Source organism: Leptothrix mechoopdaensis (SeqCode) (genome assembly GCF_053893855.1).
On the sequence record NZ_CM132699.1, the window covers coordinates 2,283,253 to 2,299,264 of the forward strand.

Consider the following 16,012-nt stretch of genomic DNA (forward strand, 5'->3'; position numbering starts at 1 on the left):
GTCTGCAGATTCTCCAGGTCAACATCGGAGTAATCGGTCCAGTTTGCTTGAACGAATGTTCTTTGAAATGACCCAAGATCGGCAGGCCACCGACACGAACATGTAGCAATGGCATGGAGGAAAAGAGGACTCAGCGGCCGAAGCGCTCCCAAGCGCTGACCGGATCGTCGTGGCGCGGCAAGGCATCGCCGGGCGGCGAGGCCAGCGGCAGTTCGGCGCCTTCCACCACGAACAGCGGCAGGCAGTCCAGCGGCGCGTCGACCTCGTGCCACTGGCCGGAGACCAGGCGCTGCCGGTCGTGGAAGCCGATCCAGTCGCGCCCGTCCGGCAGCTGCGGCAGGTAGAGGCGGCGGCGACGTTCGCCCTCGTGCACCACGGGCGCGACGAGCAGGTGCTCGCCGAGCATGAACTCGTCGCAGTCCTGCAGGCACTGCGGGTCGTCGGGCCAGTTGAAGAAGGTTGGCCGGATGATGGGAATGTGACGTTCGCAAGCCTGTTCGAAGCAGGCCCACAGGTAGGGCAGCAGTCGGTAGCGCAGCCGGATCGCGGCGATGACCTGCGGGGTGACCTCCGGGTGCATCCACGGCAGGTTGCTGACGTTGCCGGCCTTCCACGAGTTCATGACCATGCGCGGGTTCAGCGCGCAGGCCTGCACCCAGCGCAGGAAGAGCTCGGGGCCGGGCAAGGGGCCGTAGAAGCCGCCGACGTCATGGCCGATGTTGAACAGCCCCGACAGGCCCATCTGCAGGCCGGTGCGGATGTTCCACTTCAGCGTCGCCCAGCTGGTGGTGTTGTCGCCCGACCAGGTCTGCGCATGGCGCTGGATGCCCGGCGGGCCGGCGCGCGAGACGGTGTAGACGGCCTCGTCGATGCCCCGTCCGGCCGCCCAGGCCTGCTGGGCCTCGAAGGTCGCGCGGGTCATCAGCAGCGCGTGCAGCGGCCGGCTGCGGTGCATCGGCAGGGGCTGGTCGCCGCCCTGGCTGTAGGCCTCCTCGGCCTGGATCGCGTATTCGTTGTTGTCGTTCCAGCCGACGTCGATGCCCTTGTCGAGGATCTGCTCGCGCAGCTGCTGCTGCCACCACGCGACGGCCTGCGCGCGGGTGAAGTCGAGGTGCGAGCCCTGGCCGTCCCAATACGGTTCGACGACCGGCTGGCCGCTGGCGCCGTCCTCGATGAAGGCGTGTGCATCGCGCAGCGCCGCATAGGCCGGGTGGTCGTCCAGCAGGCAGGGCTTGAGGTTGGCCACCAGCCGCATGCCGGCGGCCTGGAAGCGGGCGTTGATGCCTTCCGGGTCCGGGAACTTGCTGCGGTTCCAGGTGAAGACGTAGCGCTGCTTGCCGCGGCTCGAATAGCCCGAGCCGTAGTGGAACGACGAGATCGGCACGCCATGCGACTGGCAGGCGTCGATGAAGCTTTCGAGCTGCTGCTGCGCATCGGGCGCATCGGCCAGACCCATCGCGGTCTGCGCATAGCCCAGGCTCCAGCGCGGCGGCAGGTGGGTGCCGCCGATCAGCGCGACGAACTGGGCCACGACCTCGGCGGGCGTGCGGCCCACCATCAGGTAGGCGTCGATGTCGCCGTCGTCGATTTCGACCGTGCGGAACAGGCCGTGGTAGTTGTCGTGTTCGCAGCCCAGGTCGTAGGTGCAGGCCGCCAGCGTGTCGTGGAACAGCCCCGTCCACAGGCCGTCGGGCGTGCGTGTCAGCACGAAGGGCCAGTGCTTGTAGAGCGGGTCACCGGTCTGCGGGTCGTAGCCGATCGAGTCCTGCCCGAGGCAACGCAGCCGCCGCCCGTGCAGGTCCAGCGCGCCGGTCTTGTCGCCCAGGCCGTAATAGCGGTCGCGCGGGTCGCGTTCCAGGCAATGGCGGACCAGGCCGGTGCGGCGCTCGTGCAGGTAGGCGCTGGTGGTGCGATCGGACTGGAAGACGCGCCCGCTCAGCCCGTCGGCCGACGGCTCGCGCCAGACCAGTCGCAGCGGCTGGCCGACTGCGCCGTGCAGCGTGACGGCCAGCGCATCGGTGGCCAGCACCGGGCGGCCTTCGGCGTCGGTGCGGGCCGACACGGTCGGGCGCTCGAAACCGTCGAGGCTGGCGCGTTCACGGCCTTGCCAAGGCACGTCCGGCCGCTTGTTGCCCGATCCCACCGGCGCGATCGACCAGGTGCGCGGCTCGCGGAATCCGCCCGCCGGCTCCCAGGTGATGCGCGCCATCGTGCGCGACAGGAAGACCACGCGCAGCTCGCCGCCGCCGTCCAGCGCGGCCCGTGCATCGGCCTCGGGCTCACCCGTGCGGACCTGCCAACCGGCGGACTTCAGCGGTGTCATCGGTCGCCTCCGGACAGTCGGCGTTCATTCGTGTCGAAGGCATGCCAGCGCTGCGGCTGCGGCGTGATGTGCAGGCGGTCGCCGGCCGCCGTCGCGGTCGAGCCTTCCACCAGCACCTGCACGACCGTGCCGTCATCGAGCTGGCCGTACACCAGGCGCTGGGCGCCGAGGTACTCGCTGCTGGTCACGGTCAACGCAAGGCCATGTTCCTGCGACACCAGCTGCCAGTGTTCGGGCCGCACGCCGACCTGCGCCGCATCGGCCGGCAGGACCGTGCGCAAGGCCGGGTCCTGGCGGGCCTGCGCGGCCGGCATGAAGTTCATGCGCGGGCTGCCGATGAAGCCGGCGACGAAGACGTTGTCGGGCCGGTCGTAGAGCTGTTGCGGCGTGCCGACCTGTTCGATGCGGCCGGCGCGCAGCACGACGATGCGGTCGGCCAGCGTCATGGCCTCGACCTGGTCGTGCGTGACGTAGACCATCGTCGCGCCCAGGCGCTGGTGCAGCGCGCTGAGCTCGGCACGCATCGACACGCGCAGCTCGGCATCGAGGTTGGACAGCGGCTCGTCGAACAGGAACAGCTTCGGGTCGCGCACGATGGCCCGGCCGATCGCCACGCGCTGGCGTTGTCCGCCCGACAGCTGCGTCGGCTTGCGCTGCAGCAGCGCATCGAGCTGCAGCAGCGCGGCGGCGTCACGCACCTGGCGATCGATCTCGGCGCGCGGGGTGCCGATGTTCTCGAGCCCGAAGGCCATGTTGGCGTAGACCGTCATGTGCGGGTAGAGCGCATAGGACTGGAACACCATCGCGCAGCCGCGGTCGGCCGCGCCGATCTCGTTGACCCGCTGGCCGTCGATGCGGATCTCGCCGCCGCTGGGCAGGTCGAGCCCGGCAATCAGCCGCAGCAGCGTCGACTTGCCGCAGCCGGAAGGCCCGACGAACACGACGAACTCGCCCGGTTCCACCGCCAGGTCGATGTGGTGGAGGACCGTGACGGCGTCGAAGGTCTTGGCAATGGCACGCAGTTCGAGGGTGGACACGGCGGAGGGTCCTGACGGGAAGACGTGGAGGAGATGAAGAAGGCGGATGCCGCGTTCACTTCACCCCGGCACTGGCAATGCCGGTGGTGATGTGGCGCTGCAGAAAGGCGAACACCAGCGTGATGGGCAGCAGCGTGATCACGGTCATCGCCAGCAGGTAGTGCCACTGGGTGTTGAGCTCGCCCTGGAAGGCGTTCAGCGCGAGCTGCAGCGTGAACTGCTCGTTGCGCGACAGGACGATCAGCGGCAGCAGGAAATCGTTCCAGCGCCACATCACCGAGAAGATCGCCAGCACCGCCAGCGCCGGCGCCGACAGCGGCAGCACGATGCGCCAATAGATGCGCCATTCGCTGGCGTGGTCCATGCGCGCGGCCTCGATCAGCTCGTCGGGAATCGTCAGCATGTACTGCCGCAGCAGGAACACGCCGGTGGGCGTGGCCACCGCCGGCAGGATCACACCCCACAGGTTGTTGAGCAGCCCGACCTGGTTGATGACCAGGAACACCGGCACCAGGATGATGGTCGGCGGAATCATCAAGGTGCCGATGATCAGCAGGTAGACGGCCTTCTGCCCGGTGAAGCGGTACTTGGACAGGGCGAACGCGGCCATCGAGTTGAACAGCAGCGTCAGCAGCGTGGCCACCACCGTGATGAACACGCTGTTCCACAGGTAGGTGCCGAAGGTGAACTTGCCGAACAGGTCGCCGTAGTTGGACCAGGCGAAAGCCAGCTCGCGCACCGGTTCGCGCTGGCGGATGTTGACCTTGACGGTGTCCTGCGGGTTGGCCGGATCGACCATCGTGGCCTGGATGCCGATGCGGCTGACCTGCGCCATCTCGCGCGTGCGGCCGTCCGGCGTCGTGACGCGGTACAGCGGCAAGGGCTGCGCCTGCCCTTCGACCCGCACCATCTTCTGCGCATACGGCAACAGCGTCGGCGGGAACTGGCCGAGCGCCGATTCGGTCTTGAACGACGACAGCACCAGCCACAGCACCGGCGCGAACAGCGTGAACAGGCCGACCATCAGGTAGGCGTAGCTCAGCACATCGGTCCAGTGAAGGCGGCGCCGACCGCGCGTGCGCAGCAGGAAGTCGGACCAGCGGCCGATGGCCTTCATGCCGATGCCCCGCATGCCGACGCCTTCATGCGCGAGGCTCCTTGCGGCCAGCTTCGGCCGCACGCGTGAGCCGCAGCTGCGCCAGCGTCAGCACCATCAGGAAAGCCGCCAGCGCGAGCGAGGCCGCCGCGGCCAGGCCGTACAGGTGGATCTGCTCGGCAAAGCCGGTCTGGTAGATGAACTGCACGATGAAGGTGGTGGCCGAACCCGGGCCGCCGCCGGTGAGCACGAAGACCTCGTCGAAGACCTGCACCGCCCGGATCGCCGCCAGCACCAGCACCACGATCAGGTTGGGCGCGAGCAGCGGCAGCGTGATCCGCGTGAGCACGCGCCACGGGCTGGCGCGGTCCATCTCGGCGGCCTCGTAGAGATCACGCGGAATGGCCTGCAGACCCGCCAGCAGGATCAGCGTGTAGAAGCCCATGTGGGCCCAGATCGACACGAACACGGTCCAGAAGAAGGCCCAGCCGGCGTCGGTCAGCCAGTCCACCGGCGACATCCCGGCCGATACCAGCACCGCGTTGAAGACGCCCTGGCTTTGCAGCAGCCACTTCCAGATCAGCGCCACGACCACCGGCGACAGCAGCACCGGATAGAAGAACACGCCGCGCCAGAAGCCGCGCCCGATGATCTTGCGGTTCAGCACCAGCGCCGTCACCAGCGACAACAGCACCATCAGGGCCACCTGCAGGACGCTGAACTTCAGCGTGTTGCCGATGGCGCGCCAGAACACGTCCTTGCGGCAGGTGGAGAGGTCGAGGTAGTTGCCGCACTCGAACAGGGTCTGGAAGTTCTCGGCGCCGGTCCACGGCCGCTGCAGCGGCTGCAGGTTGACGCCGCCGGTCAGCGCGTAGACGACGTTGATCAGGATGGGCAGGAAGGTGAACAGCCCGAACACCAGCAGGTTGGGCGCGACGAACAGCCAGCCCAGCCGTGACAGGCCGAGCCAGCGCTGGCCGAGCCGGAACAGCGGCTCGAACAGGTCGAAGAAGAAACGCACCGTGGACCGGACGCAGTGAAGGCAGCCGAGGCGGCGCTTACTTCTGCGCCTGCTTGATCGCGTCCTGCATGTCGGCGGTGATCTTGCCGACCGCCTCGTCCACGCTCATCTCGCCGACGATGGCCTGCGTCACCCGTGCGACCGTCGGCAGCATGATCGCGCGGTTGAACTTGTAGCCCTGGAACTGGTAGGCCACCGGCGCCAGGCTGGCCACGCCCGAGCCGAACACGCCCAGCGCCGCACGGGCAGCGGGCTGCGCTGCGGGGTAGCTGACCTTGCCGGCCAGACCGGCATGGGCGGGGATGTTGGCGGTGCGGCTGGTGAACTCCTGGTAGGACGCCTCCGAGGCCATGAACTCCAGGAACGCCGCCGTCTCCTTGGGCGACTTGGCGGTCTTGAGCGCCACCCAGGCGGCACCGCCCGGGATGCCCGAACAAGCGGCCGGGCCACAGGGGTTGGGCACGGCAATCCAGTCGAACTTGCTGCCCACGTCACGCTGCAGGCGGTTGATCTGCCAGCTGCCCGACAGCACCATCACCACGTTGCCGTTGACGAACTCGCCGATCGAGTCGGCATAGGTCGATCCGCCGGAGCCGGCCCAGACGTCGCGCAGCATCGTGCCGTCCTTGTGCCAGGCGACGAATTTCTGCACGGTGGCCTTGTAGCCGTCGTCGATCACCGGATTGCCCTGCCCATCGAACAGCTTGGCGCCCTGGCTGATGGCCGGTCCGGCGAAGCGGTGGCCGGAGCGGTCCCAGGCCACGGCGGCCTTGGTCTCGGTCGCACGGGCGACCTTGCGGGCGGCCGCCATCCAGTCATCCCACGTGGCCTTCGGGCCGGGCAGCGGCACCTGCGCCTGCTCGAACAGCGTCTTGTTGACGTAGGGGCCCGTCATCGTCAGCTGCGACATGAAGCCGTAGATGCCCTTGTCGGCGGGCGTCGGCCGCAGCCAGGCGGCAGTGGCACCGAACTGGGTGTCGAAGTACTTGCGGTCCTTCAGCTCGCCGGAGATGTCGAGATAGAACTTCGACAGGCCGCCCAGGTCGGTGACACGGGCGATGTCCGGCCCCTGCCCTGCCGCCAGTTGCACCGGCAGCTGCTCGACGATGGTCTTGTAGGGCACGGTGTCGACGATCACCTTGGTGCCCGCGTTGCGCGACTCGAAGCGGCGCGCCAGCTCGTTGGTGACGTCGCACTCGATGCCGTCCTGGTAGCACATGACACGAACCTCGCCCGCATGGGCCAGGTTCGCGAGGGCCAGACCCGCCATCAGCGCGAGGGTCTTCAGATTCATGGCGTGCATCGATGTCTCCAGCGTTTGTCGTTGTTCGGGCCCCGGAACCAGTGGCCAGGATTCGCCAAAAATGTAGGCGCAGCGCCTCGGATCTCGCCCGCTGGTTTACACGAATGATGGAGGACTTCAGGCCGCGAGACGGGCCAGCGAGTAGTCGCCGCAGGTCAGGTCGACCGCCTGCCCGGTGCGCGCCGACTCCTGCGCCGCGAGCCCCATCAGCACGGCCGCGAGACCGTCGCCAAGGCTGACGTCGACGGGCCCCTGCCCGCGAACCGCCGCGACAAAACGCTGGTGCTGCACGAGGGTCGAGCCGTTGTGGTCCCCTGCCGCGAGCGCTACCGGGTCGACCGGCACGACGATCTCGCGCGGGCCCTTGGGCTCACGCGGGCTCAGCACCAGCCGAGGTTCGGGCGCCGGACCGAGATGAGCCGGCCAGAAGCGCCCTGGCCCGGGCACGAAACACTCCACCTTGCCGCGCGGGCCGACGGCCGAGATCTCCTCCTGGTAGCGCGAACCCTCGGCAAACATGCACAGATCGAGGCTGGCCCGCTGACCCCCTGCGAAATCGACCGTCACGAAGGCGTTGTCGATGATGTCGGGGATGCCATCGGCATGACGCTCGTCAAGGTGGTTGTGTGCCACCGACGCCGATGCGTAGATGCGCACCGGTTCGCAGCGCATCAGCAGGCGCATCAGGTCGAAGAAATGACAGCACTTCTCGACCAGCGTGCCGCCGGTGTAGCGGTTGAAGCGGTTCCAGTCACCGACCTTGACCAGGAAGGGAAAGCGGTGTTCGCGGATGGCCAGCATCACCATCGGGCCCAGGTCCTGCTGTGCGTGAACCTGTTCGACCAAGCGCGCCACCGGGGGCATGTAGCGGTATTCCATCGCGACCCAGAGCGGGGCCGGGTAATCGCGCTGCAACGCCGCCAGCGCGAACACATCCGCCAGTGACGTGCAGGCCGGTTTTTCCAGCAGCACCGGCAACGGACGACGCTCGGCGATGTGCTGCAACTGCTCCGCATGGCGAAAGTTCGGGCTGGCGATCAGCAGGCAATCGACGTCCGGCGCCAGCACCACCTCGTCGAGGCTGGCCGCTCGGCAAGCGCCCGGAGCCAGCGCGAGGCTGGCGCGGCACATGGCGTCATCCGGCTCGAAGATCCGGCTCACCGACACCCCCGGCAGCAGTGCGATGTTGCGCAGGTGCTCCTGTCCCATCATCCCGCTGCCGACCAAGCCATAGCGCACCGCGTTGTGCATCGAACGATCTCCTGAACGGGCCGCACCCACGGCGGCGAAACCGGATGTTCGCCGAGCGCCTCACGGATCGTCCTGAGGGTGTTCACGCGGACGACTGCCGCACCAGCTGCGGTCGAAAGAAGGCCGACACCCGACAAACAAATGTCGGATCCAGCCTTCAACCACTCGTTTAGGCCATACAAATTCGCAGATTAGGTGATGGCCTCTCATTTACCCTGGTTACAAAATCACCGCCGGACCCCGTTATTGGCCTCAGAGCAAAAGATTCAGAGTATCCGACGACGATCCGGAATCCATGATTCAGATTGAATGACCCGGACCCATATCGGGTACTGACATCGCAAGCTACGCAATCAACCACGCCGCAATGGACAAGATGACGGAAGCGGCGAATGGCACGACAGCATCCGGTCACGAAACCCGACCCATTGACAAGCGGTCGATCCCGAAATGGGCGATCAGGACCGGAACAGTTCAACAGCAAGCGCCCGCCAAAACCCCAAGGAACAACATCCGTGCCAGCCGACTTCCTCATCTACACCATCATTCTGTATGTCGTCCTGTCGCTTGGCACGCCCTTGCTCCTGGGTCTTTGTCTGAGCCTGTTCTTCGGCCGATCCAGAAAACCGGCACCTGGCTGGCAAAAGGCTGTGGCGCAGAGCCTCGTCGCCTTGGGCTTGGGAATCGCCTACATCCTGGGCAGCAATCAGATCCTGAGTTATCCGGCCAGCCTGATCCTGGGCGCTCTACTCTACGCACCGGGTCTGTTCATGCTGGGATTTCAAGCACGACTGAAAGCATCACCCCAGGAATGAAGTGCATTTTCTCAAGGATTCGGCACGTGGGCCTGGGCATTCTGTTGTCAACGACCGTCCCTGTCCTCGCAAACACTGAATCGGTCGAACCTGCGTGTTTTGAAGAAGCAGGAGCACGCCACGGCATCGCGCCCGTACTTCTGGAGGCGATTGCTCTTCAAGAATCGTCCATGAACGCGAACGCAAGGAACCGCAATCGCGACGGAAGTTGGGATGTCGGCCTGATGCAAATCAACTCTCGGTGGTTTCCCACTCTTGCCCGATACGGAATCAATCCCGATCAACTATGGGATCCATGTGTCAGCGCTCACGTCGGCGCGTGGATACTGGCAGGAAACTTTCAACGACTTGGCACCAATTGGGATGCGGTAGGTGCCTACAACGCCAGAGATCCATTGCTTCGTCGCCGATATGCGCAAGCAATCAGCCGAAAAGTGGAACTCATCTCCATTCAATACCGCCCCAACTAAGGCAGAAACATGAATAAATCGGTTGCATCGGCAATTGAGGATCACACCCCATTGAGGGCCGTGATCGCCGCCTCCATGCTGTTCACGCTTGGCGCGTGTACCACCGGGCCGACACGCCCACCGTTCCGTCCCTCGACGGCCACGGCACCCGCTGCGGCAAAGCCCGTGAACCAGGTCGCAGCCACCAAGCCAGCGCCTAAACAGTCGCCGCAGGTCAAGGTCACACCGCTGCAGCAACCTGCCACGACGAAACAGGATGCTCCGATCGACGAGACCGCCGCGTCAAAACCCGAAACAACCAAACCTCCTCTTTTTACTGCCGCACAGATCGCTGCGAACAATGTCATCCCCGCATCTCGCCCAGAAGTGACGGAAGACGGGGCAAGCAAGAAGACTGACGCCGAAGCCATCACTCCGCTGAAGCCACCTGCCATGGCAGCCCAGACTCAGGACCTCGCGGGCCAGGAAACTGCACGCATGACTCCGGTTTCCGCTGCACCGACATCGCAAATGGATACCAACCAATGCTGGGGTCAGCTCACGATCGTACCGAAATCGACGCGCAAGACTGTTCAACTTGTCACTGAGCAAGCACATACGCGCTACAAGGTGGCCCAAGCGCGATTGCGCAACGAACAATTGCCAGTCGTCGTCAAGGATGCAGCGCAGACCTATAAGCTCGCGGAACCCCAGTACGTTCAGGTAACGGAATCGGTGAAGGTGCAAGAAGAATATACGCGCCTGCGAGTTGATCCTGCCGTTTACAAGACCGACGAAGAGGAAGTGCTCATCGAATCCGCCAGGATCGGCCTGCGGCCATGTGCGGCCGTCGGACCTCGCTTGACCAAGATCGTCACCAACCCCCAGACGAGCGCGCAGTGCTCCTATGAGATTCCTGCACGGTATCGAAAGGTACTCGTGCAGACATTGGTCAAGCCTGAAACCGTACGGGAAGAAGTCGTACCCGCCGTCTACAAGAACATCACCAAGATGGTTCTGGCCGAACCAGCCAAGGTTTCTGCGGTTGACATCCCTGCAAAAACGATTCAGATGCCCTTTTCGAGTGTTGAAACACCATCGGCGGCAACACCTGAAGATGTCAAAGCCGTCACCCTGAAGCTGGATGTGACAGAGCACGAGAAAAAATCTCCGCAAATCACATGGTCTCGCGTCATCTGTGAAGGCGACCTGAATGCAGATCTGATTCGCGATCTGCAGAAGGGCCTGCAACGCGAGGGCAAGATGCCTGGAACCCTCGACGGGAAAATGGGACTCCAGACTCTGCTGGCAGCAAAGGACTATCAGCGCAGCAAGGGAATCGAATCCAACTACATCACCTACCAGATACTGGAGTGGCTGGGCATTCAAACAAACAGCACAAAGTGAGAATGGCGGATTCAAGACTGAAGTGTGACATCTCACCTCCCGGTAAGGCGTGAAGCGGACGTCGGGAGACTGCAACTGCAGCTCGAAGAACACGTGACGCTGGCAACCCTGCGTCAGCCGGGAAACAGTCTGCGTTCGAGTGCCAAGGTACTCGAACGCAGTTCTGTTCCTTCACCTGCGAAAAGGCCCGTCAGGCGGTGCGCCGGTGTATGCGCCACAACCGGCACGGAAGACCGCGTTGGCGCGTCATGCACGTAGCCACCCGTCCCTCCGGTTCTACACTGAAGGCAGCGTGTGGTACTTCGGCCGGATAAACCATAAAAGAATGCCCGATTGACCTACCTGCCCCGTCTAGAGATGGTCCGAGACATCTCCGGACGTGGCCTGTCGGCGTCAGAAGCCGCAGCGCGTGAGGGGGCCGACGCTGCGACAGCGCAAAAGTAGCGGGCTAGCCCCACTGTCGGTGGGGCCGAGAAGTAGGTCGATCCGTTCCCACGGCCGAAGTGGTGGTGATGTCCCAGCGCGTGGTGTAAGTCCACAGCCCGGACAGGCTGGGATGCGCGGGTTACTCAGCGTGCCACTGCAGACAGCCGAGTCGGGACAGTATCACTGAGGGCCTGCAGGCCTTCGAGCTGCATGTAGCGCCGGGTCAGGCTCCACTCGTCGTTCTGCTCGAGCATCATGGCCCCGACCAGTCGAGTGATGGCGTTGTCATTGGGGAAGATGCCCACGACGTTGGTCCTGCGCTTGATCTCCGCGTTGAGCCTCTCCAGCGGGTTGGTGCTGTAGATCTGCTGGCCAATGCGCCCTGGGGAAACCCATGAAGGCCAGCACGTCGTTCTCGGCCTCGTCCATCATGGCGCTGAGCTTGGGCAGCTTCTCGCGGAACTGGTCGGCCACGCTGCGCCATTGCATCCTTGCCGCCTCGGCCGTCTCCTGCACGAACACCGTGCCGATGGCCGCGCTCACCATACGCCGCTGCGTCTTGTTGGCATAGGCCAGGACGTTGCGCATGAAGTGCACGCGGCATCGCTGCCAAGTGGCCTTGAGCGTCTTTGCCGCGGCCGCCTTGATGCCTTCGTGGCTGTCGCTGATGACGAGCTTGACGCCCCGCAGTCCGCGTCGGTTCAGGCTGCGCAAGAACTCGGTCCAGAACGGCTCTGCCTCGCTGGCCCCGACCTTGATGCCCAGCACCTCACGCTGCCCCTCGGTGTTCACGCCCACAGCCACTATCACCGCGACACTCACGATGCGGCCCGCCTCGCGCGTCTTCACGTAGGTGGCGTCGATCCAGAGGTACGGCCAGTCGCCTTCGATCTGCCGGTTCAAGAACGCGCCGACACGCTCGTCGAGTTCGGCGCAAAGGCGCGACACCTGGCTCTTGGACACGCCGCTCATGCCCATGGCCTTGACCAGGTCGTCCACCGAGCGCGTGGAGATGCCCTTGATGTAAGCCTCCTGGATCACCGCCGTGAGCGCCTTCTCGGCGGTTCTGCGCGGCTCCAGGAACTCGGGGAAGTAGCTGCCTTGGCGCAGCTTGGGGATCTTGAGTTCGACACTGCCGGCACGCGTCTCCCAGGTGCGATCCCGGAAGCCGTTGCGGCTGTTCAAACGCTCAGCGCTCTTCTCGTCGTAGCCGGCGCCGCAGCGCCCCTCGACGTCGATCTCCATGAGCCTCTGGGCCATGAACTGCACCATCTGGCGCAGCACATCAACGTCGGCTCCCTTCTCGGCCAGTTCGGCCAATGCCATAGTGGAGGTGGTCATCGTGATTTCCTTTGGACAAGGGTTGGTGGGTCGCACCTCAACCTTATCCGGGACCACGATGGCCACCCTCTACGGGCCGCCTCGCCTAAAAACTTACACCACCTCGCGGGGCATCACCGAAGTGGTCGCCACGTGGCACCGCCAGTTGCTTCTGCAGCCCAACATCGCCTCGTGCACGGGCATATACCAGGCCACCGTCAGCCTCGTGCTGCGACGTGCCGGGATGTCTCGGCTGGGTGACCTGCGTCGGCAAGATCCGGTGCAGAGTTACGAGCGCAAGAGACCCGGCGAGCCGCTGCAAATCGGCACCAACAAGCGCGGGGGCGGATTCAAGTCTGAAGCGCAACTCCCGCTACTTCACTGGAATGTCGCACCGGCTTTCTATGCATCCACCTGCATCAATTGCCTGAGAACCTGGGTAGGCGTCTGCGAGAGTCCAAGTACTTGCGAGGTCGGTCGATGAGCAGACCAGCCATGGAATCAAGGGCTGCCTGAACATGGATCGACAAGTCGGTACCCTTTGCAGGCTGCTGAAGTACCCCCCCCCCGAAGCACGCCAACAGCCCACTTCTGAAGCTTCTGTCTTCATCTCGCCCCGATGTCCACCGCCGCGAGGCCATTTCAGCCCGTCCTGAGGCATTTCCAGGCTGATTTCTCGCCCTCATCGCGCCACTGGACGGACTTCTCCCAAGCTCCACAACCGCACCAGGTTGTAGATCGTCATCGTCATCACGAACAACTGGTCGACCTTGCGGATACCGCGCACCATCATCTGACGGATCGGACCCACGAACTTGGCCCAGTCATATCCTTGTTCGATCAGCTTGCGCTTGCGCTGCGACAGCGCGTAGCCCTCGGTCGAGGCAATCTCGTCGGGCATGGCCAATCGGCGGCCGGACTTGTTTTGCGCGATGTGCGGGGTGACCTTCATGCGATGCAGTTCTTCGACGAACTCGGTCGCGTCATACCCCTTGTCGGCACTCAGCGTGACCTCGGTGTCGGCGTCGCCGACGGCCTGCCGGGCGTCGTGGATCACCACATTGGCGGCTTCGCGTTCGGCGTATCCATCGGCCTGGGTGACCATCGCATGGACGACCAATCCGTGGCGGTTGTCGGTCAGAGTATGGCCTATGAATCGCAACTCGCTGGCGGTCTTGCCCTTGCGAAACAGGCGTGCATCCGGATCGGTCTTCGATTCGTGCGTCTTGTTGCTGCGCGCGGTGCCCCTAAATCCACCCGGCCCACCGCAGTCGTCCGAATCCTTGTCGGCGTCCTTGCGCACGAAACTCTTGTGGCCAGTCCACGCCTGGATCAGCGTGCCGTCGACGCTGAAATGCTCGCCCGACAACCAGTGCTTCTTGTGGGCGGTCTGAATCACTTCATTGAAGAAGACAACGACCACGTCGTGTCCGATCAGGCGCTGACGATTCTTGGTGAAGACCGTGGGTACCCAGACCGGGTCGTCCATCGCCAGGCCAATGAACCAGCGGAAGAGCATGTTGTATTGGATCTGCTCCATCAACTGCCGCTCGGAGCGCACGCTGAACAGGATCTGCAGCAGAATGGCGCGCATCAGCCTCTCGGGCGCAATACTAAGGCGACCGCCCTTGGTGTCGGCCTCATACATGACCGAGAACAACCCGTCCAACTTGGCCAGCGCCTCGTTAGCCATGACGCGGACGCGTCGCTAGGGATGGTTGCCTGGCATAAAGTCATCGAGTCGACACATCGTGAACAAACCTCCGGTGAACGTGTCGGGTCCCCGCATGGGGTGGATCTTTCGAGGTCGTCAGGTGATGCCCATCCGGAGTGTCAGCGGAGGAAGCGGCGGAAGGTACTTCAGCAGCCTGCTAGTGCGGACGGCGCGTGTTTGGGACCTGACGCCGGCGTGCCACCAGCGCCTGGCGCAACTCGCCCTTGGGGTGGGCGTAGAAGGCGTTGTAGATCGTCTCGTGCGAGACAATCTACAACGCACCATCGGCGTACAACTCGGGCGGCGGTCGACTCCGCACCCGACGCGCCAAAGCGGCCTGTCGGGCCGTTTGGGACGCATACCAAGCCGCGCCGACACTGCTGGCCACTTCGCGGCCCAGGGAACCGAGGCTGCGCTCAAGCACCTTGAAAATCGCACGATGGCTATCTACCTGCTGACGAAGACTCGCCAGCCTCACGCGCTGTTCAAGCTGCGGCAGTCGATATCTTGTCATCATCTTCACCCCTTACCGGGTGGTTGAGGTGTTGCGCATCAGACTTGAAACCACTACCGATAAACGAACACCGCTACCCACACCCTAAGGTCGCTCACCCCTGGAACGCGCCCCTAAGCACCACGTTTCAGGCGCAGCGAGGCACTGGATGTCTCTCCGTGTATTGAATTACTTGTCAGGATAACGCTCAGCCGCCAATTTCAACGCATTACCCAAACTCAACTTGCCTCTACCCCAAGTCTGACTGGCGCCCTTGAAATCTGGAATCCCATCGTTATCCATATCCCGATCAGCGGAATCCAGAAGTAGGGAAACAATTTCTTCTGAAGTCAAACTCGGATATTTACCCCGAAGCAAAGCCGCTGCGCCAGCAACCCTTGGAGCAGCAAAGGACGTACCTTGAGCCCACCCATCTCCACCAACAGGCAACGTATCTGAATCGCCAGATGCCCAGAGAAAGCTATTTGCGAGGTACCCGGGCAAGTTTGAGTAAGTAGGAATCTTCTGCGCACGCCCGACACCTTCAAGTGCGCCTACAACTATTGTCGAATTCTTCGAAGTGTCTTGACTCAACATCGCCACAGCCACCAGATTGCAACCAAGTAGATTTTCCACAGCACAAGGCAAACCACTATTCCCCGCAGCCACTGTAATGACTGCATCCACAGCAGTGGCGATAGGAAAATCGCGCACAGCACTCTCAATGACCGCAGTTCGCGTAACAGAAGAGGCTCCGATCTCCGAACCAAGACTCATGTTCACGACGCGAATGGAATGCTGAGGATCAGAGAGCGCATTCGAAAGATGTCCCAAAATGGTACCCAATTGCTGTTTGGCATCCTTCGTGGTACCTAATACAACCGGATACCGTTGCACTGAGGCACCTGAAGCCACACCCGCTGTGGAAGCAATCTTCAATTGCGCTTCAAGTCCGACGCTCAAGGAAGCATAGAATTTGTCGACGCACGAAGGATTGACGGTGTAGTTGGTCAGCGCCAGAGTAACTGCACGAGTCTGCTCGGAACTCTTGCCACCAGATATCTGCTCAACCAGTTCCCCGTGAGTCCACTTGGTACTCCACTCATGCGGCAGAGAACAAGTAGTGGTTGTTGTCGACCCCGAGCTTGTTGATGACGTTGTTGCAGCTTTTGTGACCTTCTGACGAGTGAGCGACGGAAACCTGAAGACTGCATCATGGGTCGTCGTGAAGTCATCTATCACACCAATCCAGACCCCTTTGCCGGTCAAACCAGAGTTTCCTCCTTCATCAGACATAAAGGAGGATGGACCAAGATAAACACTCTGGGACGCCGCAACAAAAGTATCTGACCCAGAA

At 63.3% G+C, this 16,012-nt stretch carries 11 protein-coding genes and 3 pseudogenes; 4 read left to right on the plus strand and 10 right to left on the minus strand.

What is annotated here, in order from left to right:
• Positions 1-130: 130 nt before the first annotated feature.
• The 6 genes from ACWA7K_RS09985 to ACWA7K_RS10010 all read right to left on the minus strand — a co-directional run bounded on the left by ACWA7K_RS09985 (position 131) and on the right by ACWA7K_RS10010 (position 8,031).
• Positions 131-2,323 carry a glycoside hydrolase family 31 protein gene (locus ACWA7K_RS09985; RefSeq protein ID WP_456168096.1) on the minus strand — a complete coding sequence of 731 codons (2,193 nt, stop codon included), beginning with the start codon at positions 2,321-2,323 and terminating at the stop codon, positions 131-133.
• A complete protein-coding gene (locus ACWA7K_RS09990; protein WP_456168098.1) occupies positions 2,320-3,360 on the minus strand; it encodes an ABC transporter ATP-binding protein in 1,041 nt (346 codons plus the stop codon). The genes ACWA7K_RS09985 and ACWA7K_RS09990 overlap by 4 nt, the downstream gene beginning before the upstream one ends.
• Before the next feature lie 55 nt (positions 3,361-3,415).
• Complete coding sequence (locus tag ACWA7K_RS09995) at positions 3,416-4,492, minus strand: carbohydrate ABC transporter permease (protein WP_456168100.1); 1,077 nt, start codon at positions 4,490-4,492, stop codon at positions 3,416-3,418.
• 10 nt (positions 4,493-4,502) lie between these two features.
• On the minus strand, positions 4,503-5,477 hold the full coding sequence (locus tag ACWA7K_RS10000) for a carbohydrate ABC transporter permease (RefSeq protein ID WP_456168102.1): 975 nt from the start codon (positions 5,475-5,477) through the stop codon (positions 4,503-4,505).
• Between the two features lie 37 nt (positions 5,478-5,514).
• Positions 5,515-6,780: an ABC transporter substrate-binding protein gene (locus ACWA7K_RS10005; RefSeq protein WP_456168104.1), complete on the minus strand. Its 1,266-nt coding sequence runs from the start codon at positions 6,778-6,780 to the stop codon at positions 5,515-5,517.
• Positions 6,781-6,897: 117 nt separating this feature from the next.
• Positions 6,898-8,031 carry a Gfo/Idh/MocA family protein gene (locus tag ACWA7K_RS10010; RefSeq protein WP_456168106.1) on the minus strand — a complete coding sequence of 378 codons (1,134 nt, stop codon included), beginning with the start codon at positions 8,029-8,031 and terminating at the stop codon, positions 6,898-6,900.
• 515 nt (positions 8,032-8,546) lie between these two features.
• Between ACWA7K_RS10010 and ACWA7K_RS10015 the strand changes: the two genes are divergently transcribed.
• From ACWA7K_RS10015 to ACWA7K_RS10025, 3 genes are read left to right on the plus strand one after another with little or no spacing between them, the layout of a single operon-like run.
• Positions 8,547-8,846, plus strand: coding sequence for a hypothetical protein (locus ACWA7K_RS10015; protein ID WP_456168108.1), 300 nt, complete (start codon positions 8,547-8,549; stop codon positions 8,844-8,846).
• 26 nt (positions 8,847-8,872) lie between these two features.
• Complete coding sequence (locus tag ACWA7K_RS10020; RefSeq protein ID WP_456168110.1) at positions 8,873-9,316, plus strand: lytic transglycosylase domain-containing protein; 444 nt, start codon at positions 8,873-8,875, stop codon at positions 9,314-9,316.
• Positions 9,317-9,325: 9 nt separating this feature from the next.
• Positions 9,326-10,702, plus strand: coding sequence for a hypothetical protein (locus ACWA7K_RS10025; protein WP_456168112.1), 1,377 nt, complete (start codon positions 9,326-9,328; stop codon positions 10,700-10,702).
• A 569-nt stretch (positions 10,703-11,271) separates the two neighbouring features.
• Here ACWA7K_RS10025 and ACWA7K_RS10030 read toward each other — a convergent pair.
• Positions 11,272-12,469 (minus strand): annotated as a pseudogene (locus tag ACWA7K_RS10030) (IS256 family transposase).
• A 58-nt stretch (positions 12,470-12,527) separates the two neighbouring features.
• Between ACWA7K_RS10030 and ACWA7K_RS10035 the strand changes: the two are divergent.
• On the plus strand, positions 12,528-12,932 hold the full coding sequence (locus ACWA7K_RS10035; protein ID WP_456168114.1) for a hypothetical protein: 405 nt from the start codon (positions 12,528-12,530) through the stop codon (positions 12,930-12,932).
• Between the two features lie 198 nt (positions 12,933-13,130).
• Here ACWA7K_RS10035 and ACWA7K_RS10040 read toward each other — a convergent pair.
• The 3 genes and pseudogenes from ACWA7K_RS10040 to ACWA7K_RS10050 all read right to left on the minus strand — a co-directional run bounded on the left by ACWA7K_RS10040 (position 13,131) and on the right by ACWA7K_RS10050 (position 15,951).
• A pseudogene (locus tag ACWA7K_RS10040) lies at positions 13,131-14,237 on the minus strand (IS5 family transposase).
• Positions 14,238-14,325: 88 nt separating this feature from the next.
• Positions 14,326-14,430, minus strand: a pseudogene (locus tag ACWA7K_RS10045) (IS30 family transposase); the annotation flags it as partial.
• Positions 14,431-14,844: 414 nt separating this feature from the next.
• The gene (locus ACWA7K_RS10050) at positions 14,845-15,951 is read right to left on the minus strand and encodes a S8 family serine peptidase (RefSeq protein WP_456210435.1); all 1,107 of its coding nucleotides are present in this window, start codon (positions 15,949-15,951) and stop codon (positions 14,845-14,847) included.
• Between the last annotated feature and the right edge of the window lie 61 nt (positions 15,952-16,012).

Coding starts and splice junctions, on each gene's coding strand:
- ACWA7K_RS10025 (WP_456168112.1), top strand. CDS start 9,326: ATGAATAAATCGGTTGCATCGGCAATTGAGGATCACACCCCATTGAGG.
- ACWA7K_RS10050 (WP_456210435.1), bottom strand. CDS start 15,951: ATGTCTGATGAAGGAGGAAACTCTGGTTTGACCGGCAAAGGGGTCTGG.
- ACWA7K_RS09985 (WP_456168096.1), bottom strand. CDS start 2,323: ATGACACCGCTGAAGTCCGCCGGTTGGCAGGTCCGCACGGGTGAGCCC.
- ACWA7K_RS10010 (WP_456168106.1), bottom strand. CDS start 8,031: ATGCACAACGCGGTGCGCTATGGCTTGGTCGGCAGCGGGATGATGGGA.
- ACWA7K_RS10005 (WP_456168104.1), bottom strand. CDS start 6,780: ATGCACGCCATGAATCTGAAGACCCTCGCGCTGATGGCGGGTCTGGCC.
- ACWA7K_RS09995 (WP_456168100.1), bottom strand. CDS start 4,492: ATGCGGGGCATCGGCATGAAGGCCATCGGCCGCTGGTCCGACTTCCTG.
- ACWA7K_RS10035 (WP_456168114.1), top strand. CDS start 12,528: ATGGCCACCCTCTACGGGCCGCCTCGCCTAAAAACTTACACCACCTCG.